A 24,898-nucleotide genomic window follows, 5' to 3' on the forward strand; every position below is an offset into this window, starting at 1 on the left:
TTTTCGCCTGCAATCCGTATAACTGTCCCCTATTTCTTAAGCCAAAAAAGTATCCCAATGATGAAAGATTCGCTGAGCCGCATTATTGCAGATGAACTCAAGGCCAGAGCAGAACAGGTAGAAGCCGCTGTTCGCCTGCTGGACGAAGGCAATACCGTTCCGTTTATTGCCCGCTATCGTAAGGAAGTGACCGGAGGGCTGGACGATACCCAGCTGCGTACGCTGGAGACGCGCCTCGGGTATCTGCGCGAACTGGAAGATCGCCGCCAGTCGATTCTGAAATCCATCGATGACCAGGGCAAGCTGAGCAACGAGCTTGCCGCCGCCATTAACGGCACGATGAGCAAAACCGAGCTGGAAGATCTCTACCTCCCTTATAAACCGAAGCGCCGCACCCGCGGGCAGATCGCCATTGAAGCCGGGCTGGAGCCGCTGGCCGATACGCTGTGGCAGGATCCGTCGCAGGACCCTGAACAGCGGGCTGCGGGCTTTGTCGATGCGGATAAAGGCGTCGCAGATGTGAAAGCCGCCCTCGACGGCGCGCGCTATATCCTGATGGAACGCTTTGCCGAAGACGCATCGCTGCTGGCGAAAGTGCGTGATTATCTGTGGAAAAACGCCCACCTGGTATCCCGCGTCATTGAAGGTAAAGAGGACGAAGGTGCCAAGTTCCGCGACTACTTCGACCATCATGAAGCGCTGGCCACCGTGCCTTCACACCGCGCGCTGGCGATGTTTCGCGGCCGCAACGAAGGTATTTTGCAGCTGTCGCTGAACGCTGACCCGCAGTTTGATGAGCCGCCGCGCGAAAGCCACGGTGAGCAGATCGTCACCGATCATCTCGGCCTGCGCCTCAACAACGCGCCCGCCGATGCCTGGCGTAAAGCCGTGGTCAGCTGGACCTGGCGCATCAAAGTCCTGCTGCACCTGGAAACCGAGCTGATGGGCACGGTACGCGAGCGTGCGGAAGATGAAGCGATTAACGTCTTTGCCCGTAACCTGCACGACCTGCTGATGGCAGCACCGGCGGGCATGCGCGCCACCATGGGCCTTGACCCGGGACTGCGCACCGGGGTGAAAGTGGCCGTGGTTGACGCCACCGGCAAGCTGGTTGCCACGGATACCATTTACCCACACACCGGGCAAATCGCCAAAGCGGCTTCCGCCGTTGCCGCGCTGTGTGCGAAACACCATGTGGAGCTGACCGCTATCGGTAACGGAACCGCCTCCCGCGAGACCGAGCGCTTCTACCTGGATGTACAAAAACAGTTCCCGCAGGTACAGGGCCAGAAAGTGATCGTCAGCGAGGCCGGTGCATCCGTTTACTCGGCTTCCGAGCTGGCAGCACAGGAATTCCCCGATCTGGATGTATCGATTCGCGGCGCGGTCTCCATTGCCCGCCGCCTGCAGGACCCGCTCTCCGAGCTGGTGAAAATCGACCCGAAATCCATCGGCGTTGGTCAGTACCAGCACGACGTCAGCCAGAGCCAGCTGGCGAAAAAGCTGGATGCGGTCGTCGAAGACTGCGTTAACGGCGTCGGCGTGGATCTCAACACCGCCTCAGTACCACTGCTGACCCGAGTGGCGGGCCTGAGCAAAATGATTGCCCAAAACATTGTCAGCTGGCGCGATGAAAACGGCCGTTTCCAGAACCGCCAGCAGCTGCTGAAAGTCAGCCGTCTGGGGCCGAAAGCGTTTGAGCAGTGCGCCGGCTTCCTGCGCATCAGCCAGGGCGATAACCCGCTGGATGCCTCCACGGTTCACCCGGAAGCCTATCCGGTCGTCGAGCGTATTCTGGCGTCAACCGGGCAGTCACTGGGCGACCTGATGGGCAATCCCAGTGAACTACGCAACCTGAAGGCGGTGGATTTCACCGATGAGCGCTTTGGGGTGCCGACCGTCAGCGACATCATCAAAGAGCTGGAAAAACCAGGCCGCGACCCGCGCCCTGAGTTTAAAACCGCCCAGTTTGCTGAAGGCGTGGACACCATGAACGATCTGCTGCCGGGCATGGTGCTGGAAGGATCGGTGACCAACGTCACTAACTTTGGTGCCTTCGTTGATATCGGCGTACATCAGGACGGGCTGGTGCATATCTCCTCGCTGTCGGATAAGTTTGTCGACGATCCGCACAAAGTGGTGAAAGCCGGGGATATCGTTAAAGTGAAGGTCATGGAAGTGGATTTACAGCGTAAGCGCATCGCCCTGACCATGCGTCTTGACGAACAGCCGGGGGAAACCAACGCCCGTCGCGGCGGCGGCAACAATAACAGCAGCGCCAATAACCGGGACAACGCCCGCCCGGCGAAAAGCACTAAACGCCCTGCCGCACAGCCTGCGGGCAACAGCGCGATGGGCGATGCGCTGGCTGCCGCATTCGGTAAAAAACGCTAACAGCTCCACGGGCGGATCGATCGATCCGCTCTCTTTGCTACGATCTGCTGCCACATGCAGTGCCAACATTGCGCCATATCAATACCATCGATAATCACTCTCATTAAAATTTTCATTGGTTGATTATCACTCATTTTTATCTACATGGCGGGCACAGGCATGCAACTGATACCAAAACAGCGTTATCGCATTCTTCGTTTTTCTCCCGAGGTCAGTCCGGTATTCCGCCAGAAACTGATGGCCCTGGGCTTACTGCCCGGTTCAACATTCCAACTGGTTCGCATCGCACCACTCGGCGATCCGTTACAAATTAAAACGCCGCGCATCAGCCTGATGCTGCGGAAGAAAGATCTCGCCCTGCTTCAGCTTGAAAGCCTTGCGGCCGCCGGGGCAGAAATATGAAATCCTGTACTATCGCACTCACCGGTAACCCCAATGTGGGTAAAACCACCCTTTTTAATCAGCTGACCGGATCGCGGCAGCGGGTCGGTAACTGGGCGGGCGTCACCGTTGAACGCAAGGAGGGAATGTTCAGCACCCCGCAGAATCAGGTGCGGCTGGTTGATCTTCCCGGCACCTACTCACTCACCACGCTGTCTACGCAGGCGTCGCTGGACGAGCAGATTGCCTGCCATTACCTGCTCAGCGGAGAAGCGGAGCTGGTGATTAACGTGGTGGATGCCAGTAATCTGGCGCGCAATCTTTATCTCACCACTCAGCTGCTGGAAATGGGGCAGCCCTGCATCGTTGCGCTGAATATGCTGGATATCGCCGAGCGCCAGCAGATTCATATTGATAGCAACGCGCTCTCGCTGGCGCTGGGTTGCCCGGTAATACCGCTGATCTCCACCCGTGGCAAGGGCATCGATGCGCTGAAACAGGCTATCGATCGCCACGATCGGACCGGGCCAGAGATGATCGTTGACTACCCGCAACCGCTACAGGAGGCAATCGATCGTCTTGTCGCCGCGCAGCCGGAAGCATTACCGGACAAACAAAAGCACTGGCTGGCGCTGCAAATGCTGGAGGGTGATATCTGGAGCCGACAGCAGGCCGGTGAAGCCACCGCGCTACTGGCGGATCTCCTCCATAACCTCGGCGACGATGCCGCGCAGTCCATTGCCAGCAGCCGTTACCAGAAAATCGATGCGCTGTGCATTGATGCCATCGCCCACGGCACAACCGGTGCCAGTTTTTCGCAGCGGCTCGACCAGCTGGTAATGAACCGCTGGCTGGGGCTACCGATATTTTTCCTGGTGATGTATCTGATGTTCTTTATGGCGATCAACCTGGGCGGTGCGCTGCAGCCACTGTTCGATCTCGGTTCCGCCGCCATTTTTATTCAGGGTACCCAGTGGCTGGGCGCCACTCTGCATTTTCCGGACTGGCTGACGCTGTTCCTCGCTCAGGGAGTCGGCGGCGGGATCAATACGGTGATGCCGCTGGTACCGCAGATTGGCTTGATGTTTCTGTTTTTATCGCTGCTGGAAGACTCCGGCTATATGGCGCGTGCCGCCTTTGTGATGGATCGCCTGATGCAGGCGCTGGGGCTACCCGGTAAATCCTTTGTACCGTTAATTGTCGGCTTTGGCTGTAACGTTCCCTCTGTGATGGGAGCCCGTACGCTCGATGCACCACGCGAACGCTTAATGACCGTCCTGATGGCGCCGTTTATCTCCTGCGGTGCGCGTCTGGCCATTTTCGCCGTTTTCGCCGCGGCTTTCTTTGGCCAACACGGTGCACTCATTGTCTTCAGCCTTTATGTCCTGGGCATTGTGGTCGCTATTCTGACCGGGCTGGTGCTGAAACACACGCTGATGCGCGGCACCGCCAGCCCGTTTGTCATGGAGCTACCGGTCTGGCACATTCCGCATCTGAAAAGCCTGCTGCTGCAAAGCTGGCAGCGTCTGCGCGGTTTCGTACTTCGTGCTGGCAAGGTAATCGTGCTGGTCAGCATGCTGATTGGGGCACTGAATAGCTTTTCGTTAAGCGGAGAACCCGTCAGCGATTTGAACCAGTCCGCCCTTGCCAGCGTTAGCCGCACGCTAACGCCGCTGCTTTCCCCAATCGGCGTGACGGACGATAACTGGCAGGCGACCGTCGGCCTGCTAACCGGTGCCATGGCGAAAGAAGTCGTGGTCGGTACGCTGAATACGCTGTATACCGCAGAAGCTATCCAACATCAGCCGTTTGATGCCGCGGAGTTCAGCCTCTCCCACCAGCTGCTGGAAGCCCTTAACGAAACCTGGCAGGGGGTGAAAAGCACCTTCAGCCTGAGCGTACTCTCTAACCCGATTGAAGCCAGCAAAGGTGATGCTGAAATGGCCGGCGGCGCAATGGGGACCATGCACAGTAAATTTGTCAGCGATGCTGCGGCCTACAGTTATCTGATTTTCGTTCTGCTGTATGTTCCCTGTGTATCGGTAATGGGCGCAATCGCTCGTGAAAGCAGCAGCCGCTGGATGCTGTTTTCCATTTTCTGGGGGCTGGATCTCGCCTGGTCTCTGGCTGCGATGTTTTATCAGCTAGCCAGCTTCCAGCAGCACCCGGGGAGCAGCAGCCTGATTATCGCTATCGTCGTGCTGGTCAATATTGTGGTGCTGGCGCTGCTGCGCAGGATCAAGCTTAAACCGATGCTAATCCCGGTTAAAAATATTACCCACGCCTGCAAAGGCTGCGAGCAAAGTAAAAACTGCCACTAATATTCTGCGGCGGAAAGGACAGAAGAAGTTGCGAATCTGATACCAGAGTCTACAGTGAAAAATAACGCCTGAACTCTTCGCCTGCGGTGGCCCGTTCACGACACATGGATATCATCAGTAGCTTAATCGATCGCATCTATGACGCTTCCTTTCCCCCTGCCGCGCTGCATCGGCTGCGCGCGCAAATTGACGATGCGCGCGAGCGTATATGCTATCAGCGCAAGCCGCACTGGGATGAAAAAGATGTGGTACTGATAACCTATGCCGACCAGTTCCGCGAGGACGACACCGCCACATTAACCACCTTTACCCGCTTCTATCTGCAACATCTGCAAACAACGTTTAACCTGGTTCATCTGCTGCCTTTTTTCCCGTGGTCCTCGGACGATGGCTTTTCCGTTATTGATTACCACCGCATCGATCGGCACTGCGGAGACTGGCAGGATATTGCCCGGCTCCACCAGCATACCCGGCTGATGTTCGATTTTGTCTGTAATCATATTTCGGCAGAAAGCCGCTGGTTCAAAGGCTATCTGGCACAGGACCCACGCTGGGATGACTTTTTTATCAGCATGCCACCCGCTACCGATCTGAGTGCCGTCACCCGCCCGCGCACCTCCCCGCTGCTAACGCCGTTCACTCTGGCAGATGGCGAAACGCGCTTTGTCTGGACAACCTTCAGCGCTGACCAGATTGACCTCAATTTTGCCAACCCGGAAGTGCTGATAGACATGATGGCGGTGCTGCTGGACTATCTGCAAAAAGGGGCAGACTACGTACGGCTGGATGCGGTTGGCTATATGTGGAAAACTCCCGGCACCTCCTGCATTCACCTGGAGAAAACTCATCAGCTGGTTAAACTGATGCGCGCCGTTGCCGATGAGGTCGCGCCGGGGACGGTGATCCTGACGGAAACCAACGTGCCGCACAAAGATAACATTAGTTACTTTGGCAGCGGCACGGATGAAGCGCAGATGGTTTACCAGTTCTCACTGCCGCCGCTGGTACTGCACGCCATCCATTACGGGTCGTCACGCGCCCTGAAGCAGTGGGCCGCATCGCTCGACGCCAACAGCGGTAGCACCACCTTTTTTAACTTCCTTGCCTCCCACGACGGCATCGGACTGAACCCGCTGCGCGGCATTCTGCCGGAAACCGAGATCGTCTCGCTGGTGCGCGACCTGGCAAACGAAGGCGCGCTGATCTCCTATAAAAACAATCCCGACGGCACCACCAGCCCGTACGAAATTAACGTCACCTACATGGATGCGTTAAATAAAAAGGATGATGACGACGACACCCGCCTGCGGCGCTTTATGCTGGCGCACGCGCTGCTGCTGGCGTTTCCCGGCGTACCGGCGGTCTATGTGCAAAGTCTGCTTGGCTCGCGCAACGATGTTGAAGGGGTCAGGCGTGCCGGCTACAACCGGGCCATCAACCGAGAGAAGTATTCACTGGGTGATATCGAACAGGCACTAACCGATCCCGCCACGCTACGGCATCGGGTGTTTAATGCGATGCGTGAACTGATTCAGGTTCGCCAGCGGCAGCCTGCTTTCCATCCCGATAATCCACTAAAAATTCTGGAAAGCGAAAACACGCTGCTGGTGATGCAACGCGAAGCACCGGGCAGCGGAGATACCCTGCTGTGCATCTACAATTTGAGTGAGAAGGCGATGAGCTACGCGCTACCGGATGACAGGCTGTATCGCGACGTGATTAATGGAAATCGGATGAACAAAGCGGGGCCACTCAGTCTGGCCCCGTGTGATTATTACTGGCTGCAGGCGGAATAAAGCGCCATGCAACGGGGCTTATTTATAAACTTCAGCTTCTGCCAGCGTACGGCCACGCTCTTCAGCGGCGATAATCACGTAGTAACGGCCGCCTAATTTATCCGCCTTGGCAGACAGATCCGCTTTAGCATCCATTGGCGCATTGGTGCCGGTAGTGGTAATCACACCAATTTTATCCAGATTCATGTCCTGAACCTGCTGGCGGCTGATTTCTTGGGCGGCTGAAGCATTAAATGCTAACGTTGCTGTGAATAATAATGCAGTAGCAGAAATAATTTTTTTCATGATTTGTCCTCTCCTTAGGCTAGATCCGAATAACTTCGGCAGCGTAAAGACTCTCACGCCGCCGACTTCATTATTAACCGGATCTGACAGACAAACCAACCGGATAACCTACGATATTATGGACAAAAAGTGGCATTTCCCTGTCCATCATTCGCTTATTTTTTACACTCATCATTATTGGCCGTCTGAGAGCAAAAAAATGGGTTATCAAAAAGTTAAACCATATGATGGGTTTTATATTATTTTGTAAAATCAATAATATATTGGCTAAACTCTTCGGGGTGAGAAATAAACGGCGCGTGCGCGGCTTTTTCCATGATAATGCTGGAACTGGCTGGCCATAGCGTATCCAGCAGCGGGGCAACCTTACGCGGCACCAGACCATCGAGTTTACCGTACACACGCAGCAGCGGAAGATTCAGTGAAATCAGGTCCGTTCTTAAATCAACATCCCTGAGTATTTCCAGCCCGGCATTCAACACCTCAACGGACGGCATCGGATGATCCAGCACCGCGCTTTTCAGCGATCGGGCGTCCTGACGGGCGCTCTCAGTACCGAGGGTTTGCAGGGCAAGAAAGCGTTCAACCGTTCGCTGGAAATCTTCACTGAGCTGCTGCTGAAAGCCGCTCAGCGTTTCAGGCCGGATACCCGGCCAATCCTCTGCTGCGCTGAAACGTGGTGAAGACGCTACCGTAATCAGTGCTTCAACCCTGTCGGGATGCTGGAGCGCAAGTCTGCTGGCAACCAGTCCGCCCAGCGACCAGCCAAGCCATACCGCCTTCTCGGGTGCCTGCGGCAGTATCGATGCCACCATTTCATCCAGCGACATCGCCGGAAAGCCCTGGCTGCGGCCATATCCCGGCAGATCCACCAGGTGCAGACAAAAATGCGCGCTGAGTCGATCGCTGATGCAATGCCACACGCTGGCATTCAGCCCCCATCCGTGCAGCAGCACAAGATGACGATCTCCCTGGCCAATGGTCTCCCAGTAAAGCGGCTTCATAGGTTATGGTCCTGTGTTTTACGTCGATGAGGTGATCATGCTACCAATGCCAGCCGCCTGTTGGCTATGCCAGATGCCGCTGAATCTGGCACACCACGGCGTATGCAGCGTCTGCCTGCGCCCTTTACTGCGGCAATACCCCAGCTGCCCGCGCTGTGGTTTAGCCAGCGGCCATTCATCACGCCCCTGCGGGCGCTGCCTGCTGCGCCCACCGCCCTGGCAGCATCTGCTGGCCGTAACGCCGTGGCAGCCGCCGTTAAAGATCTTAGTGAACCGGCTAAAATTTTATCGTGCCACCGCACAGGCGGTGATGCTGGCGCGGCTGATTTTGTTAAGGTGGTTAGATACACGCCGCAATAACGGGCTGTTACGCCCTGATTTATTACTGTGTGTGCCGCTGCATTCCCGCAGAGCGTGGCATCGCGGCTATAATCAGTTAGATGATATGGCGCAGTGCCTGGCCCACTGGACGCGCTGCCGCTACGACCGCCGGGGCCTGATGCGCATCCGCAAAGGGAAAATCCAGCATCGACTCAATGCGCTGGCCCGCCGCCGCAACCTGCGCGGTGCTTTTCGGGTCATGGCGGAGGTCAGCGGGCGTCATATTGCCCTGCTGGATGATGTCGTGACTACCGGCAGCACGGTTGCCGAAATCAGCCGTATACTACTGGCCGCCGGTGCCGCCAGCGTACAGATATGGTGCCTGTGCCGAACCTTGTAGCGGGTCGGAGATGGGCGTATTATAACCAATGAATTTTGTTAACTATTGAGCAATCGCCATGATCGTTATTACTGACTCTGCACAAGAGCACTTTGCAAAACTGCTGTCAAAGCAGGAAGATGGCACCCAGATTCGCGTATTCGTTATTAACCCGGGTACGCCCACCGCCGAGTGCGGCGTTTCCTACTGCCCGCCCGATGCAGTAGAAGCAACCGATACTGAACTGAAGTTTGACAAGCTGTCGGCATTCGTTGACGAGCTCAGCGCACCGTACCTGGAAGACGCAGAGATCGATTTCGTTACCGATAATCTCGGCTCACAGCTGACGCTGAAAGCGCCAAACGCCAAAATGCGTAAAGTGAACGATGATGCCCCTCTGGTTGAGCGCGTTGAGTATCTGCTTCAGGCGCAAATCAACCCACAGCTGGCCAGTCACGGCGGTAAAGTTTCGCTGATGGAAATCACCGACGAAGGCTTCGCCATTCTGCAATTCGGTGGCGGCTGTAACGGCTGTTCCATGGTTGACGTCACGCTGAAAGAAGGGATTGAAAAAGAGATGTTGCAGGCCTTCCCTGAACTCAAAGGCGTGCGCGATCTGACCGAACATCAGCGCGGCGAGCACTCCTTCTACTGATCGCAGCCGGTTATTCTCTCTTCCCGGGCGGCCTTATGGCCGCCTTTTTCATTTATGCCTTCGCTATTTCTCTCACTTTTGCATCTAAAAAAAGTTCGTTATACAGAAAGAGCTTAACGCAGGTTTAGCTATGGATCTTTCAGCTTACACGTGTACACTGAAATTTCCTTTCGTAACCCGGGTGAAAGCATTATCTATGAATAATATAAGAGTGGTTATTACCGGCATGGGGCTAACAGGCCCTCTGGGAAACGGCGTGAACGGCAGCTGGCAGCGCCTGGTTGCAGGTAAATCAGGTGTTTCTGCACTCCCTGCAGATGCCTACGGCGACACGGCCATACGCGTGGGTGGACAGGTTCCCGATGTGAATCAGGACCCTGAGTATGGGTTAGATCTTGATGCTTTAATCCCGCATAAAGAACAGCGAAAATCCGATCGTTTTATTCATCTGGCGCTGGCTGCGGCCGAAGAAGCGGTCAACCAGGCTAACCTGCGTAACCTTAGCGAAGCGGCACGGGTGCGGGTTGCCACCATTATTGCCACCGGTATTGGCGGCTTCCACGCTATCAGTAATGCGGTAAAAACCGTGGCGGAAAAAGGCAGCCGTCGCCTCTCCCCCTTCACGATTCCTTCGTTTATTGCCAACCTTGCCGCGTCACAGGTAGCGATAAAATATGGCTTTAAAGGCATGCTGGGCACGCCGGTTTCCGCCTGTGCCGCCAGCATTCAGAGCATTGGCGATGGCCTGCGCGCCATTCGCTGTGGCGAAGCCGATATCGCCGTGGTCGGCGGCAGTGAGTCCTGCATCAATCCGGTTTCGCTGGGCGGTTTCCAGGCCGCGCGCGCACTTTCTACCGCCTGGAACGAACAGCCGGAACGGGCATCAAGGCCGTTTGATGCCGGGCGGGACGGTTTCGTGATGGGTGAAGGAGCAGGCATGCTGGTGCTGGAAGAACTCGAGCACGCTCGCCAGCGCGGTGCAACCATCCTCGGAGAGGTTGTTGGCTACGGTACCACCTCGGATGCTTATCACATTACCTCCGGGCCGGAAGATGGCGAAGGCGCCGTCAGATCGATGCAGATGGCTCTGGCACAGGCGAAGCTAACCGGCAGTGATATCGACTATGTTAATGCTCATTCCACCTCAACCCCGGTGGGCGATCTGGCGGAAATTAACGCCCTGCTGAAAGTGCTGGGGGAAGGCGCGAAAACCGCGATTTCGTCTACCAAGTCGGCTACCGGTCACCTGCTGGGTGCGGCCGGAGCGGTAGGTTCGATCTTCTCTCTGATGGCAATACGTCAGCAGATAGCACCGCCGTCGCTGAATATTGAGCGGCTGGATGACGCAGCGAAAGGATTAGACGTGGTGCGGAATACCGCCCGTCCGATGGCGATCCACACCGCGCTGGTAAACGGATTTGGCTTCGGCGGCGTGAATGCCTCGGTAATATTTAAAGCCTTTAAAGAGTAATCTGTGGCCGCCTCCGCCACGCTAAGTGACAGAGGCGGCAGTTCAGGCGTTTTTTCCTGCTCTGCGGCGTCGATCGAGGTCGCTAATCAACCGGTTTATCCCTTCATCAGCAAACATGTCCTCTATGCTGAGGCTGAGTTTTCTGCGCCAGTTGGGGTACTGATCGGTGGTACCGGGTACGTTGACCGGCTTCGCCATATCCAGCCAGTCCTCCGGTTGCAGTCCCAGCAGCGCGCTGTTGCTGTCGGCAATGTAACGCTGCATCCCGCGATTCAGGGTGGCATCCATTTCACGTTTATCCGCCCGCTTAGCATAGCGCTTTGGTACGCAGCCGAAGCGGTGTAACGCATCCAGCAGCGCCTGCTTCTGCTTCGCACGGTCAGCAAACAGCCCGCTTAGCACCACTTTATCCGGATACAGGCCCAGCGTTTCTCCCAGGGTTAAATCCCCGACATTCCAGAACCCACGCAGCGTTGGCAGATCGTGCGTAGTCGCGCTGGCCATGGACTGACGCGGCCAGTCAGCCGGTGGTCGCCAGGTGTCTTTATCCTGCTGCTCGAAGTACAGCACCTTCCACGAATAGATCCCGCTGTCACGCAGCTTACCGACGATTTCAGCCGGAACGGTGCCCAGATCCTCACCGATCACCATGCACTGATGACGCTCGCTTTCCAGCGCGAGGATCGCCATCAGATCGTCAACCGGATAGTAAACGTACGCGCCAAAATTGGCGGTTTCACCATAGGGTATCCACCACAGGCGCAGCAGCGACATCACATGATCGATACGCAGCGCGCCGCAGCTGGCCATATTGGCCCGCAGGAGATCGATAAAGGGCTGATAGCCGCGGGCCGCCATCACATGCGGGTCCATCGGCGGCAGCCCCCAGTTTTGCCCCAGCGGCCCGAGAATATCCGGCGGAGCGCCTACCGATGCCTTCAGACAATACAGCTCGCGATCGCACCAGGTTTCCGAACCGCCCTCGGCAACGCCAACCGCCAGGTCACGATAAAGGCCAATCGGCATGCCCTGCTGCTGGCTGAACTGCCAGCATTCATCAAACTGGCGGTGCGCCTGCCACTGCAACCACAGCCAGAAGCGCACCTCATCCTCGTGGCGCTGGCAGAACTGCTGCACCGCATCGCTGTCGCCATGCTGCCAGGCTTCCGGCCACACCGGCCAGCCCCAGCGGCTGGCATCCTCTTGCAGCATATAAGCGTGGATAGCATCGTAGGCTGCCTGGTTAAACAGGCTTTCCCCACCGCAGGTAATAAACTGCTCGAATTCCAGACGCGTCCGGTCCTCGGGCAGCCGGCTGCTGAAGTGCTGCCACGCATAGCGCAGGCCCTGAATTTTTAGCGCGCCCACCGGGCCATAATCCACCCAGTCGGCTTCGCGTACCGCCGCCAGCGTGGCCTGAGTTTCGCTCTGCTGCCACCAGCGCTGTGCTTCCTCGCTCTGCTGGAAATCAACTATTGCCGCAACGTCGATATACATCACGTTCAGCCAGCGACGGGAGGATGGACTGTACGGACTGGCATTCTCCGGCGCGGCCGGATAGAGGGCGTGAACGGGGTTCAGGCCGATAAACGCGCCGCCTCGCTGAGCCACTTCGCCGACCATCCGCTTCAGATCGCCAAAGTCGCCCATCCCCCAGTTATGGGCGGAACGCAGAGTATAAAGCTGGACGCAGGAACCCCACAGCTTCTCGCCCTGCTTCAGGGCGGCAGGCTCATAGCAGCGCTTCGGCGCGATAATCACCCGGCACAGCCACTGCTTTTTCCCTTGGCTAAGCAGCAGCTGATGGTAGCCGTTCGGCAGGCGTGACGGCAGTGTCAGCGTTTCTCCCGCCGCAACTCGCCCGTGAAACTCTTTGCCCTTTTCCGTATGAAAATGCCACTGGTACTCACCGCTGCCGCCGATGCTGAGCCGCTGCTCGCGCTTGCTGAGCAGCACTTTGCACGGCGGCAGCGGCACGCGATCGGCTTTTGGCACCTCGTGCATCGCCGCCAGCAGCTTTTGCCGCGTTGCCAGCGGAATCACTTCCGGCTCACCTTTGGCGTTGATGTATTCCGCTGCGATACCTGCGGCAGCGGCGGCATGTTCAAATTGCTGATGATCCATAGGCTGTCCTTAGCGTTTTGCCTGCCAGATGCGCTGCTGATAATCGCGGATTGAACGATCGGAGCTGAACATTCCGGTACGCGCGGTGTTGAGAACGGCCGCGCGGCTCCAGGCTTCCTGGTCGCGATACAGTGCTTCCACCCGCAGCTGCGCCTCGCAGTAGCTGGCAAAGTCCGCCAGCACCAGCCACGGATCGCCGCCTTTCGTCAGGCTGTGCAGCATCATATCGAAGGCGTGTTTATCGCCGCCGCTAAAGAAGCCGTTCTCCAGCTCTTTCAGCAGGCTATCCAGGTGCTTATCTTTTTTACGCAGCTTCAGCGGATCGTAGCCTCCGGCCTTCAGCGCCTTCACATCGTCCACGCGGTTACCAAAGATAAAGATGTTCTCTTCGCCAACCTGCTCGGCAATCTCAACGTTAGCGCCGTCCATCGTGCCGACAGTCAGCGCGCCGTTCAGCGCCAGCTTCATATTGCCGGTACCGGAAGCCTCATAGCCCGCCGTGGAGATCTGCTCGGAAAGATCCGCCGCCGGGATCATCAGCTCCGCCGCCGTAATGCGGTAGTCAGGGATAAACACCACTTTCAGCTTATCGCCGATCAGCGGATCGTTATTGATCTTCTCCGCTACCTTATTGATGGCAAAGATAATATTTTTTGCCAGATAGTAGCCCGGCGCGGCTTTGGCACCGAACAGGAAGACCCTCGGCACCCAGTCCTGCTTCGGATTGTCGCGCAGGCGCTTATAGCAGGAGAGGATATGCATCAGCCCCAGGTGCTGGCGCTTGTATTCGTGCAGGCGCTTGATCTGCACGTCGAACAGGGCATCCGGGCTGACCACAATGCCGGTGCGCTGCTTAATGTACTCCGCCAGGCGCACTTTATTATCGTGCTTGATCTGGCGGTAGCGCTGACGGAAGGCCTTGTCATCGGCGTACTTTTCCAGCCCGCGCAGGGCATCCAGATTATTGGCCCACTCTTCCTTCAGCGTCTCGTCGATCAGCGCAGAGAGCGCCGGGTTACACTGCTTCAGCCAGCGGCGCGGCGTAATGCCGTTGGTGACGTTATGGAATTTCTCCGGCCACAGCTGGTGATACTCAGGGAACAGATCCTTAACCACCAGATCGGAGTGCAGCGCCGCTACGCCGTTAACGGCAAAGCCGCTGACCACGCACAGGTTCGCCATCCGCACCTGCTTGTCATGAACGACAGCCAGCTTCGCCCAGACTTTTTCATCCCCCGGCCACTGCTTTTCAACCTGCTTTTTAAAGCGGCGATCGATCTCTTTGATCAGCGTAAAGTGGCGCGGCAGCAGGCTGCGAACCAGACGCTCGTCCCAACGCTCCAGCGCTTCCGGCATTAGAGTGTGGTTGGTGTAGGCAAAGGTTTTGCTGACGATCGCCCAGGCGTCGTCCCAGCCGAGCTGATGCTCGTCAATCAGCACCCGCAGCATTTCCGGGATAGCAATGGTCGGGTGGGTGTCGTTGAGCTGGATCACTTCGTAGTCCGGCAGCTCGTGCAGTTTGCGGCCGGCCTGGTGATGGCGGCGCAGAATGTCAGCCACCGAGCAGGCGCACTGGAAATACTGCTGCATCAGGCGCAGGCGCTTGCCTTCCTGATGGTTATCATTCGGATAAAGCACCTTGGTCAGCTTCGCGGCATCAATGCCCTGCTGTTCCGCCTTGAGGAATTTGCCATCGTTAAACAGGGTGAGATCGAACGGATGGGCATGCGTCGCCTGCCACAGGCGCAGCGGCTGCACCACACCGTTGCGATAACCGGTGACAGGCAGATCCCAGGCCTCGCCGCGCAGGGTAAAAGCGGGCTGCCAGCTAAAACCGCCGGAGCCATTCTTCACCACCTTACCGCCGATGCCGACATTCACATCCAGCGCCGCGTTGTGGCGGAACCACGGATAGCTCTCACGGTGCCAGTCATCCGGGGCCTCTTTCTGCTGACCGTCGGCAAACGACTGCCGGAACAGGCCATACTGATAGTTGAGGCCGTAGCCGGTTGCCGACTGCCCCACTGTAGCCATGGAGTCAAGATAGCAGGCCGCCAGGCGTCCAAGACCGCCGTTGCCCAGCGCCGGATCAACCTCCTCTTCCAGCAGTTCGCTCAGGTCACGCTGGTGTTCCGCCAGTGCGGCTTTCACCTCGTCATACCAGCCGAGATTCAGCAGGTTATTGCCGGTCAGTCGTCCAATCAGAAATTCCATCGAGATATAGTTAACGTGCCGCTGCTTTTTATCCACTTTTGCCACCGGCTGCGCCGCCAGCAGTTCGGCCAGCGCACCGCTAATCGCCTGCCACCACTGGTGAGAATTCATCTCAGCGGCGGAGGAATAGCCCAGATGCTGCCACTGACGCGTCAGAGCCGCGTCAAAACGTGCTTTATTGAATTGCTGTTGCGACATAACTTCCCTCACAAAATGGTTTCAAATTGACCAACTACCGTCATGACCCGAAATACTGTGATAAACCGATGCGCACATGCTAACGACGCCGGATGACAGGGCATCATCCCCGGGCAATTTTTACCAGGGAGGAGCCGTGGGGCGTAGGTGAAAATGTGATCGCCAGCACCTTACAGTTAAGACGCCAATGCGAAAAAAAGCTCATCGCATAATGCGATGAGCAAATAAATAACAAGAATGACAATCAGAGGGTATAGCTTGCCGGACCCGTGGCCCGGATGAAACGCACAATCAATCGGCAAAGCGCACTGCCTGGCTAAAAAAAGGTGAGGGAGGTGTGTGTTAAAAGTAATGCGATGTAATTAAGTATGAGTCAATTCATTAATCGCGCCAGCATCTCACGATGTAAAAAATCATAAGGAAATGTGATGCAGTGCAACTTACAGAACGTCCATTTACGCTGCGTCTTGCAATACACGTTATCCTGGTCGAAGGTACTTTAATTACACGCTGCGAAATAATTCATTTTATTTCTTCTTTCGCCATCACACAGTGAAGTGTTCGCCATGCTGATACCCTCAAAACTAAGCAGACCGCTAAGGTTAGAGAATACGCTGGTACGCGATCGCCTGATCGCCAGGCTGGCCAACAGCCATCTGTACCGTCTGGTGCTGGTCACCAGCCCGGCAGGCTACGGTAAAACCACACTGATGGCCCAGTGGGCAGCGGGGAAAAATAACCTGGGCTGGTATTCTCTCGATGAGAGCGATAACTATCCCGAACGCTTCGCCAACTATTTTATGGCGGCCATTCAACAGGCGACCGGCGGCCACTGCGTGCGCAGTGAAGCTCTGGCGCAGAAACGTCAGTATGCTTCACTCAATGCGCTGTTTTCACAGCTGTTTATTGAGCTGGCCGAATGGCAGACGCCACTCACCATTGTGATTGACGATTATCACCAGCTTAATAATGACGTGATCCATCAGGCGATGCGCTTTTTCCTGCGACATCAGCCGGAAAACCTGACGCTGGTGATCCTCTCCCGTAACCTGCCGTCGTTGGGCATTGCCAATCTGCGCGTGCGCGAGCAGCTGCTGGAAATTAACAGCCAGTCGCTGGCCTTCACCCATGAAGAAACCCGCGCGTTTTTCGCCGGCCGCCTGCAGCAGCCGATAGCCGAACAGGAATCACAGCGGCTGTGTGATGAAGTGGCCGGATGGGCCACCGCGCTGCAGCTCATCGCTCTCTCCGCCCGCCAGTCCAATACGCCAACCCATCAGTCTGCCCAGCGTCTGGCCGGGATTAACGCCAGCCACCTGGCCGATTATCTGGTGGATGAGGTGCTGGACTGCGTCGACGATGCCACGCGAAACTTCCTGCTGCGCAGTTCGGTGCTGCGCTCGATGAACGACGGGCTGATTGCCCGCCTGACCAGCGAAGAGTGCGGCCAGCGGCGACTGGAAGAAACTGAACGCCAGGGGCTGTTTATTCAGCGCATGGATGAACACGGCGAGTGGTTTAATTTCCACCCGCTGTTTGCTTCATTCCTGCGACAGCGCTGCCAGTGGGAGCTGGGCAGCGAACTCCATGCGATCCACCGCGCCGCTGCCGAAGGCTGGATGGCGCAGGGTTACGCCGGTGAGGCGATTCATCACGCGCTGGAGGCGGAAGATATTCCGCTGCTGCGCGATATCCTGCTGCGCCACGCGTGGACCCTGTTTAACCACAGCGAGCTGACGCTGCTGGAAAAAGGCTTACATGCGCTGCCCTGGAAACAGCTGGTCGAGAATCCCCGGCTGATCCTGTTGCAGGCGTGGCTGGCGCAGAGTCAGCACCGTTATAACGAAGTCGACCGCCTGCTGGCGCGTGCCGAACAGGAAATGGCGCTGGAGCAGGTAGTGGTGGACGATCTGCTCAGCGCCGAGTTTAACGCGCTGCGCGCGCAGGTGGCGATCAACGCCGGTCGCCCGGATGAAGCCGACCGCCTGGCGCTGCTGGCGTTAGATACCCTGCCGCTGAGCTGCGCCTTCAGCCGTATCGTCGCCACCTCGGTGCGCGGCGAAGTGCTGCACTGTCGGGGTGAGCTGGCGATGGCGCTGATGATGATGCAGCAGACCGCGCAGATGGCACGGCAGGAGAACGTCTGCCACTACGCGCTGTGGGCGCTGCTGCAGCAGAGTGAAATACTGATTGCCCAGGGCTATCTGCAAACCGCCTGGGATACGCAGGAGCAGGCTTTCCGCCTGATTGCGGAAGAAGGGCTGGAACAGCTGCCGATGCATGAATTCCTGCTGCGCCTGCGTGCGCAGCTGTTGCTCTCGTGGGCACATCTGGACGATGCGGAGAAAGCCGCTCGCGCCGGGCTGAAGGTGCTGGAGAACTTTCATCCGCAGCAGCAGCTGCAGTGCCTGACGGTGCTGGCGAAATGCGCCCTGGCGCGCGGCGATCTGGATAACGCCCGCCGCTATCTGACCCGCTGTGAGAATCTGCTCAGCAACGGCCACTACCACAGCGACTGGGTCACCAACGCCGATGAGGCGCGGGTGATCTACTGGCAGATGACTCACGACGTCACCACCGCTGGCAGCTGGCTGGGCCTGACCCTGAAACCGGCGGATGCGGATAATCACTTCCTGCAGGGTCAGTGGCGCAATATCGCCCGCGCACAGATCCTGCTCGGGCAGTTCAGCCAGGCGGAAGTGGTGCTGGATGAACTGAATGACAATGCACGCCGCCTGCTGCTCACCAGCGATTTAAACCGCAATCTGCTGCTGGCCAACGCGCTCTACTGGCGGGAAAGTCGCAAAGCCGAAGCCCAGCAGGCGCTGATTGAGGCGCTTACCCTGGCCAACCGTACCGGCTTTATCAGCCACTTTGTCATTGAAGGCGAACCGATGGCGCAGCAGCTCCGCCAGCTGTTACAGCTCAACACGCTGCCGGAAATGGAGCAGCGGCGCGCTCAGCGCATCCTGCGCGATATTAATCAGCACCACCGCCACAAGTTCGCCCACTTCGACGAAAGCTTTGTCACCCGCCTGCTGACCCATCCGCAGGTGCCGGAACTGATCCGCACCAGCCCGCTGACCCAGCGCGAGTGGCAGGTACTGGGGCTGATTTATTCCGGCTACAGCAACGAGCGCATCGCAGGCGAGCTTGACGTGGCGGCCACCACCATCAAAACCCATATCCGCAATCTGTATCAGAAGCTTGGCGTGGTACATCGTCAGGAGGCGGTACAGCAGGCACAGCAGCTGCTACAGCTGATGGGGATGGGCGTAAGTAACTGACAAATAAACCGGGCCGAACGGTTTACGTCGGCCCGGCTGCTGTCAGTATCCTGCCGTTAAATCATCAATCGTACGCGGATCGGAAGCGCCATAGCGCATGCCGTCCGGCCCCAGCATAATGCTCTGGGTACTGCCCATCGCCGGCATCACCTTCACCTGCTGGCCCTTCTCGCCCAGCAGCTTCAGCGTATCCGGGCTGAAGCCTTTCTCCACCCGCAGCTGGTCCGGCAACCACTGATGGTGGAAGCGCGGCGCGTTGGTGGCTTCCGCCACGTTCATACCAAAATCGATGCTGTTGACCACCATTTGCAGCACGGTGGTGATAATACGGCTGCCGCCCGGGCTGCCGGTAACCAGCCAGGTTTTACCGTCTTTCGCCACAATGGTCGGCGACATGGAAGAGAGCGGGCGCTTATACGGCTGCACCGCATTGGCCTCACCACCGACCAGACCGTACACATTTGGCGTGCCGGGCTTGGCGGAGAAGTCATCCATCTCGTTATTCAGCAGAATGCCGCTGTCACTGGCTACGATGCCGCTGCCGAAGTTGGTGTTCAGCGTGTAGGTCACCGCCACCGCATTGCCGTCTTTATCCACCACCGAGAAATGCGTGGTCTGATCGCTTTCATACGGGGCCAGCTTGCCCGGCTTGATCTCCGACGACGGGCGCGCCTTCGCCAGGTCGATCTGCTGCGCCAGGGTTTTCGCATAGGCTTTGCTGGTCAGTGCCTGAGTCGGCACCTTAACGAACTCCGGATCGCCGAGGTATTCCGAGCGGTCGGCATAGGCATATTTCTCGGCTTCCGCCATCACCTGGATCGCATCCGCACTGCCGAAGCCCATTTTCGCCAGGTCAAAGTTTTCCAGAATATTGAGGATCTGCACGATGTGGATACCGCCGGAGGACGGTGGCGGCATGGAATAGACTTCATAGCCGCGATAGCTGCCGCTGACCGGCTTGCGCTCGATGGCACGATAGTTGGCCAGGTCCGCTTTGCCAATCAGCCCGCCGTGCTGCTCCATTTCCGCCGCGATTTGATCGGCAATTTTCCCTTTATAAAACGCATCCGGCCCCTGGCGGGAAATCAGCTCCAGGCTGTTCGCCAGATTACGCTGCACCAGCTTCTCGCCTTTCTGCCACGGCGTGCCGTCGGCCTTAAAGAAGATCGCCTTGCTGTTCGGATGGCTGAGCAATACCTCTTTGCCGTAGACGCTGAGATCGTCGGCCAGCGATTCGTTGACCACAATCCCCTTGCGCGCCAGCTCCAGCGCGGGCTGGATTAGCGTGCTCAGCGGCAGCGTGCCGTACTTTTGGTTCGCCAGAGAGAAGCCCGCTACCGTGCCGGGAACGCCGGACGCCAGGTGAGAGGTCAGTGATTTTTTACTGTCGGCATTGCCCTGCGCATCAAGGAACATATCGCGGCTGGCGCGCACCGGAGCCATTTCACGGAAATCAATCGAGGTGGTGTTACCGGAGGCGGTACGCAGCAGCATAAAACCGCCGCCGCCCAGGTTACCCGCCTGTGGATGGGTCACGGCCAGCGCATAGCCGACGGCCACCGCCGCATCCACCGCGTTACCGCCCTGCTCAAGGATCTTCACGCCGACCGCCGTAGCGGTGGCATCCACCGAGGCCACCATGCCGTGCGCCGCTTTCACCGGATGGAAGGTATCCGCGCCTACTCCGTAGGAAACCGGTGCCGCTGCCGGAGCAGGCTGCGCCGTCGGCGTGTCGGTGGGGGCTGCACCTGCCCCCTGCCAGACCAGTAACCCGGCCAGCAGTGACAAGGACAGGCGACGCATCTTACCTTGTGTCATCATTGTTACATCCTTTAAGTTTATTTACGTTATGTTTGCCATTGATAAATATGCACAAAAACGACAGGTTCGCGAACTTTGCGTGAAATCAGGAGCACTCCTGGCCTCAGTACATTGCGTCTGACGTAAAATAAGGGAAGTAACACGGAGGAATCACAATGAAAACGAAAGTGTTAGTGATGCTTGCCGCCCTGCTGCCGCTGAGCGGTATGGCGAATATGTTAAACAACGGCAATAACCCGAATCAGCCGGGCTATAACCCCAGCACGCAGCGAATGCAGCAGCAGATGCAGAGCCAGCAGTCTCAGCAGAAGCTGAAACTTCAGCAGGATCAGCAGCGGCAGCAGCAGGATCTGCAGCGTAAAATTCAGGAGCAGCGCGACAGCGCCTCGCAGCGCACGTTGAACAATCAGCCGGGCCACAGCAACAACACGCAGCCGTCTAACTAACCCCGCGCGATATTGCCCGTTTTCTTTACTCCCATGCCCTGTCGGTTAGCCGCCAGGGCATTTTTTCGTGGCAAACAGGCAGAACATCGTCGCTGACGGCAGGCTTAGCGCAGGCTTTTTTCAAACGGCAACTCGCCACCCCGGGCTTCGGGGTCGCCCTCAAGATCGAACAGCGGCGTATAGCCCGCAGTGCCCTCAGCGAAAATCCGGCCCGATCACGTCAATGCGGTCGGTACAAATCGCATCCACGCCCCACTGCAGCAGCTGATGCGCGCGCTCCGGCTCGTTAACCGTATACACCAGAATACGCAGCCCGGCCTGCTTAAGTTCGGCGGTGCGCTGTTCATCCAGCAGTTTGTGATTCAGATGGATGGAGAGGCAGCCCAGCGCGTCGGTCATCTGCCGCCAGTTATCATCCCACTCATGCAGCAGCAGGCCACGCGGCAGCTCCGGAGCGGCTTTCTGCGCCGCTTCCAGTGCTTCGTAAGAAAACGAAGAGAGCAACGGTGCTACCTGATCCTGCCACAGATCGCGCGCGGCCAGCGCCACTACCCGACCGGTTTCAACTTCAAGGCCGGTAGTCGGCTTGATTTCGATATTCGCCATCAGTCGATGCTGGCGGCAGCGATCCGCCACCTGCGCCAGCAGCGGCAGGCGCTCGCCGTCGAAGGTTTTGCCAAACCAGCTCCCGGCATCCAGCTGCACCAGCTTATCCCAGGGCAGCTGCCCCGCCACGCCCCAGCCGTTGCTGGTGCGGTCGAGCGTGTCGTCGTGCAGCAGGAAAATCTCACCGTCCTGCGACAGTTTGGCGTCAAACTCGATCATCAGATGGCCCAGCTGCGCGCCAAGATCGATAGCGGCCAGGGTATTTTCCGGGGCCAGTTTACCGCCGCCGCGATGGGCGACAATCGGTGGGTAAGGCCAGGCACGATTAATCATTCAGTACGTTGTCCATTTTGGTCAAAGAAGTGCAGCGAGTGCGGTGGCAGATGCAGCCACAGGGTGCTGCCTGCTTCCGGACGCAGCGAGTGCGGCAGGCGCACCACCAGCTTATGCTGGCCCCATTTGCCGTGCGCCAGGTTGTCTGCTCCCAGCATTTCCAGCGTGTCCACCACCAGCGGAATCCCGCCGGCTTCGGCAGAAGACAGCTCAATATGCTCCGGGCGAATACCCAGCGTCAACGCCTGCCCGGCCTTGCCTGCCGATGGCGCACTGATCGGCAAGGCAAAACGCTCATCCAGGCTGAAGCGAGAGCCGTCGGCGCTGAACTGACCGTCCAGCAGATTCATGGCGGGCGCACCGATAAAACTGGCGACGAAGCGCGTCGCCGGTCGCTCGTAAATTTCGGTTGGCGTACCCAGCTGTTCCAGCACGCCTTTGTTCATCACCATCACGCGCTGCGCCAGCGTCATCGCTTCCACCTGGTCGTGGGTAACGTACAGGCTGGTGGTTTGCAGGCGGCGGTGCAGCTGCTGAAGCTCAAGGCGCATCTGCACGCGCAGGCGGGCATCCAGGTTCGACAGCGGCTCATCAAACAGGAACACCGCCGGTTCGCGGACGATAGCGCGCCCCATCGCCACGCGCTGGCGCTGGCCGCCGGAAAGCTCACGCGGACGGCGCTTCAGCAGCGGTTCCAGCTCCAGGCTGCGCGCCGCTTCCAGCACCTTTTGCCGGATCTGCTCTTTGCCCATGCCGCGAATTTTCAGGCCCCAGGCCATATTCTCTTCCACGCTCATATGCGGATAGAGCGCGTAGTTCTGGAATACCATCGCGATGCCGCGATCTTTTGGCTCTTCATCGGTGACGCGGCGGGAATCGATATAGATATCGCCCGTGGTCACTCGTTCCAGCCCCGCCACCATCCGCAGCAGGGTCGATTTTCCACAGCCGGACGGCCCGACCATCACCATAAATTCGCCATCCTGAACGGTCACGTCCAGCGGTTGGATGATCTGGATTTTTCCGTCGTAGGATTTGGTTACTGCCTGAAGTCTTACACCAGCCATAGATTATTTCTCACTCTCTACCAGACCGCGCACGAACGCACGCTGCATGACTAATACGATCACCACCGGTGGGATCAGGGTTAACAGCATCGCCGCCATCACTTCATTCCACTGCGTTGGCGAACCGCTGGTGGAGATCATGCTTTTTATGCCCGCCACGGCGGTGCTCATCGACGCATCGTTGACGATCAGCAGCGGCCACAGATACTGGTTCCAGCCGTAGATAAAGGTAATGACAAACAGCGCCGCCAGATTGGTTTTCGACAGCGGCAGCACAATGTCACGGAAGAAGCGCATCGGGCTGGCACCGTCAACGCGCGCCGCTTCCATCAGCTCATCCGGCATCGACATAAAGAACTGGCGGAACAGGAAGGTGGCGGTAGCCGAGGCCATCAGCGGCAGCGTGAGGCCGCTGTAGCTGTCGAGCATATTCAGATCGGCAATCACCTGCACCGTCGGGAAAATACGCACCTCCACCGGCAGCATCAGGGTGATAAAGATCATCCAGAAAAACAGACCGCGCAGCGGGAAGCGGAACCATACCAGCGCAAATGCCGAAATGATGGAGACGCTGATTTTGCCGATGGTGATCGCCAATGCCATCAACAGGCTGTTCATCAGCATCAGGCTGAAGGCCGGTCCACTGCCGTTCACCCCCCGCACCCAGATATTGCTGATGTTTTCCCACAGATGGCTGCCGGGGATCAGCGTCATCGGCACCTGATAAACGGCATTGTTATCCAGCGTGGCGGCCACAAAGGCCACATACAGCGGGAACAGGATGGTCAGGATGCCGAGGATCAGCAGGGTATGGCTGAAGATATCCAGCCCGCGACGATTTTCAATCATTGGTAACGCACCTTACGCTCAACAAAGCGGAACTGAATCACCGTCAGCACAATCACCAACAGCATCAGCACCACCGACTGGGCGGCAGAGGAAGAGAGATCCAGCCCGGCAAAGCCTTCGCGGTAAATTTTATAAATCAGCGTGGTGGTGGCCTGCACCGGGCCACCGCCGGTGGCGGCATCGATCACCGGGAAGGTATCGAAGAAGGCATACACCAGGTTCACCACCAGCAGGAAGAAGCTCACCGGGGTAATCAGCGGCAGCGACAGCGCGAAGAAGCGCCGTACCGGGCCAGCACCGTCAATCGCCGCCGCCTCAACCAGCGACTTCGGAATCGACTGTAGTGCGGCAAAGAAAAACAGGAAGTTGTAGCTCATCTGCTGCCAGATGGAGGCCAGCACAATCAGAAACATCGCCTGGCCGCTGTTCTGCGCGTAGTTCCAGTTGTAGCCCCACTGGTTCAGCAGGTGGCTGAACAGCCCCAGCCCGGGGTTAAACAGAAACATCCACAGCACCGCCGCTACGACCGGTGCCACGGCATAAGGCAGCAGCAGCAGCGTCTGATAGGTTTTTTTCAGGCGGATAACATAGTCCACCAGCGCCGCCAGCAGCAGCGACAGCCCCATGCCGAAGAACGTCACCAGCCCGCTGAATTTGATGGTGGTCCAGAATGACTCGAGGTACAGACCGTCGCTGAACAGCCGCTCAAAGTTCTCCATGCCCACAAAAGTACTGGAGATACCAAACGGATCGATGCTTTGCAGCGAATACCAGAGCGCTTCGCCCGCTGGCCAGATAAAGAAAATCGCCGTAATTACCAGCTGCGGCAACAGCAGCAGATAGGGCAACAAGCGATTGCGAAAGACGGGACGGGGCTGAGCCATAGTGGATTATCTCGTGCGGAACGGGGTCGGTATTAACGAGCACATCACCGATCGCCCCACGG

Annotated in this window: 18 protein-coding genes; 9 read left to right on the forward strand and 9 right to left on the reverse strand. The window is 57.7% G+C overall.

Annotation, left to right across the window (positions count from 1 at the left end; translation table 11 throughout):
* Window positions 1-57 precede the first annotated feature (57 nt).
* From JOE09_RS24465 to JOE09_RS24480, 4 genes are all read left to right on the forward strand, one after another.
* Window positions 58-2,394, forward strand: coding sequence for a Tex family protein (locus JOE09_RS24465; RefSeq protein WP_205067668.1), 2,337 nt, complete (start codon window positions 58-60; stop codon window positions 2,392-2,394).
* A 159-nt stretch (window positions 2,395-2,553) separates the two neighbouring features.
* The gene (gene feoA / locus JOE09_RS24470; protein WP_205067669.1) at window positions 2,554-2,796 is read left to right on the forward strand and encodes a ferrous iron transporter A; all 243 of its coding nucleotides are present in this window, start codon (window positions 2,554-2,556) and stop codon (window positions 2,794-2,796) included.
* Window positions 2,793-5,096: a Fe(2+) transporter permease subunit FeoB gene (feoB, locus tag JOE09_RS24475; protein ID WP_205067670.1), complete on the forward strand. Its 2,304-nt coding sequence runs from the start codon at window positions 2,793-2,795 to the stop codon at window positions 5,094-5,096. The genes feoA and feoB overlap by 4 nt, the downstream gene beginning before the upstream one ends.
* A gap of 104 nt (window positions 5,097-5,200) precedes the next feature.
* On the forward strand, window positions 5,201-6,892 hold the full coding sequence (locus tag JOE09_RS24480; RefSeq protein ID WP_205067671.1) for an alpha-amylase family glycosyl hydrolase: 1,692 nt from the start codon (window positions 5,201-5,203) through the stop codon (window positions 6,890-6,892).
* Between the two features lie 18 nt (window positions 6,893-6,910).
* On the opposite strand, the gene JOE09_RS24485 is transcribed toward JOE09_RS24480, so the two are convergent.
* Together JOE09_RS24485 and bioH are read right to left on the reverse strand one after the other, a co-directional pair.
* Entirely contained in the window at window positions 6,911-7,177 is a 267-nt protein-coding gene (locus tag JOE09_RS24485) for a YdgH/BhsA/McbA-like domain containing protein (RefSeq protein WP_205067672.1), read from the reverse strand.
* Window positions 7,178-7,416: 239 nt separating this feature from the next.
* A complete protein-coding gene (gene bioH, locus JOE09_RS24490) occupies window positions 7,417-8,181 on the reverse strand; it encodes a pimeloyl-ACP methyl ester esterase BioH (RefSeq protein WP_205067673.1) in 765 nt (254 codons plus the stop codon).
* Window positions 8,182-8,218: 37 nt separating this feature from the next.
* On the opposite strand from bioH, the gene gntX reads away from it, so the two are divergent.
* From gntX to fabF, 3 genes are all read left to right on the forward strand, one after another.
* Window positions 8,219-8,902 carry a DNA utilization protein GntX gene (gntX, locus tag JOE09_RS24495; RefSeq protein ID WP_205067674.1) on the forward strand — a complete coding sequence of 228 codons (684 nt, stop codon included), beginning with the start codon at window positions 8,219-8,221 and terminating at the stop codon, window positions 8,900-8,902.
* Window positions 8,903-8,960: 58 nt separating this feature from the next.
* Entirely contained in the window at window positions 8,961-9,536 is a 576-nt protein-coding gene (gene nfuA / locus JOE09_RS24500; protein ID WP_105594063.1) for a Fe-S biogenesis protein NfuA, read from the forward strand.
* A gap of 196 nt (window positions 9,537-9,732) precedes the next feature.
* Window positions 9,733-11,007: a beta-ketoacyl-ACP synthase II gene (fabF, locus tag JOE09_RS24505; RefSeq protein WP_205067675.1), complete on the forward strand. Its 1,275-nt coding sequence runs from the start codon at window positions 9,733-9,735 to the stop codon at window positions 11,005-11,007.
* Between the two features lie 42 nt (window positions 11,008-11,049).
* On the opposite strand, the gene malQ is transcribed toward fabF, so the two are convergent.
* The gene (gene malQ / locus JOE09_RS24510) at window positions 11,050-13,131 is read right to left on the reverse strand and encodes a 4-alpha-glucanotransferase (RefSeq protein WP_205067676.1); all 2,082 of its coding nucleotides are present in this window, start codon (window positions 13,129-13,131) and stop codon (window positions 11,050-11,052) included.
* Between the two features lie 9 nt (window positions 13,132-13,140).
* The gene (malP, locus tag JOE09_RS24515) at window positions 13,141-15,543 is read right to left on the reverse strand and encodes a maltodextrin phosphorylase (RefSeq protein ID WP_205067677.1); all 2,403 of its coding nucleotides are present in this window, start codon (window positions 15,541-15,543) and stop codon (window positions 13,141-13,143) included.
* Between the two features lie 566 nt (window positions 15,544-16,109).
* Between malP and malT the strand changes: the two genes are divergently transcribed.
* Window positions 16,110-18,830 (forward strand): HTH-type transcriptional regulator MalT, encoded by a 2,721-nt coding sequence (gene malT / locus JOE09_RS24520; RefSeq protein ID WP_205067678.1) that lies wholly within the window; start codon window positions 16,110-16,112, stop codon window positions 18,828-18,830.
* 42 nt (window positions 18,831-18,872) lie between these two features.
* Here malT and ggt read toward each other — a convergent pair whose 3' ends face one another.
* On the reverse strand, window positions 18,873-20,651 hold the full coding sequence (gene ggt / locus JOE09_RS24525) for a gamma-glutamyltransferase (RefSeq protein WP_205067679.1): 1,779 nt from the start codon (window positions 20,649-20,651) through the stop codon (window positions 18,873-18,875).
* Window positions 20,652-20,806: 155 nt separating this feature from the next.
* Here ggt and JOE09_RS24530 point away from each other — a divergent pair, with 155 nt between their 5' ends.
* Window positions 20,807-21,097, forward strand: coding sequence for a DUF2756 domain-containing protein (locus JOE09_RS24530; protein ID WP_205067680.1), 291 nt, complete (start codon window positions 20,807-20,809; stop codon window positions 21,095-21,097).
* Window positions 21,098-21,292: 195 nt separating this feature from the next.
* On the opposite strand, the gene ugpQ is transcribed toward JOE09_RS24530, so the two are convergent.
* The 4 genes from ugpQ to ugpA are packed head-to-tail and all read right to left on the reverse strand — an operon-like array spanning window position 21,293 to window position 24,836.
* Complete coding sequence (gene ugpQ, locus JOE09_RS24535) at window positions 21,293-22,033, reverse strand: glycerophosphodiester phosphodiesterase (protein WP_205067692.1); 741 nt, start codon at window positions 22,031-22,033, stop codon at window positions 21,293-21,295.
* Window positions 22,033-23,103 (reverse strand): sn-glycerol-3-phosphate import ATP-binding protein UgpC, encoded by a 1,071-nt coding sequence (locus tag JOE09_RS24540; protein ID WP_205067681.1) that lies wholly within the window; start codon window positions 23,101-23,103, stop codon window positions 22,033-22,035. The genes ugpQ and JOE09_RS24540 overlap by 1 nt, the downstream gene beginning before the upstream one ends.
* 3 nt (window positions 23,104-23,106) lie before the next feature.
* On the reverse strand, window positions 23,107-23,952 hold the full coding sequence (gene ugpE / locus JOE09_RS24545; RefSeq protein ID WP_205067682.1) for a sn-glycerol-3-phosphate ABC transporter permease UgpE: 846 nt from the start codon (window positions 23,950-23,952) through the stop codon (window positions 23,107-23,109).
* Entirely contained in the window at window positions 23,949-24,836 is an 888-nt protein-coding gene (ugpA, locus tag JOE09_RS24550; RefSeq protein ID WP_105594073.1) for a sn-glycerol-3-phosphate ABC transporter permease UgpA, read from the reverse strand. Before ugpA ends, ugpE begins: the two co-directional genes overlap by 4 nt.
* Window positions 24,837-24,898 lie beyond the last annotated feature (62 nt).

Source organism: Pantoea coffeiphila (assembly GCF_016909495.1).
Classification (GTDB): domain Bacteria; phylum Pseudomonadota; class Gammaproteobacteria; order Enterobacterales; family Enterobacteriaceae; genus Erwinia; species Erwinia coffeiphila.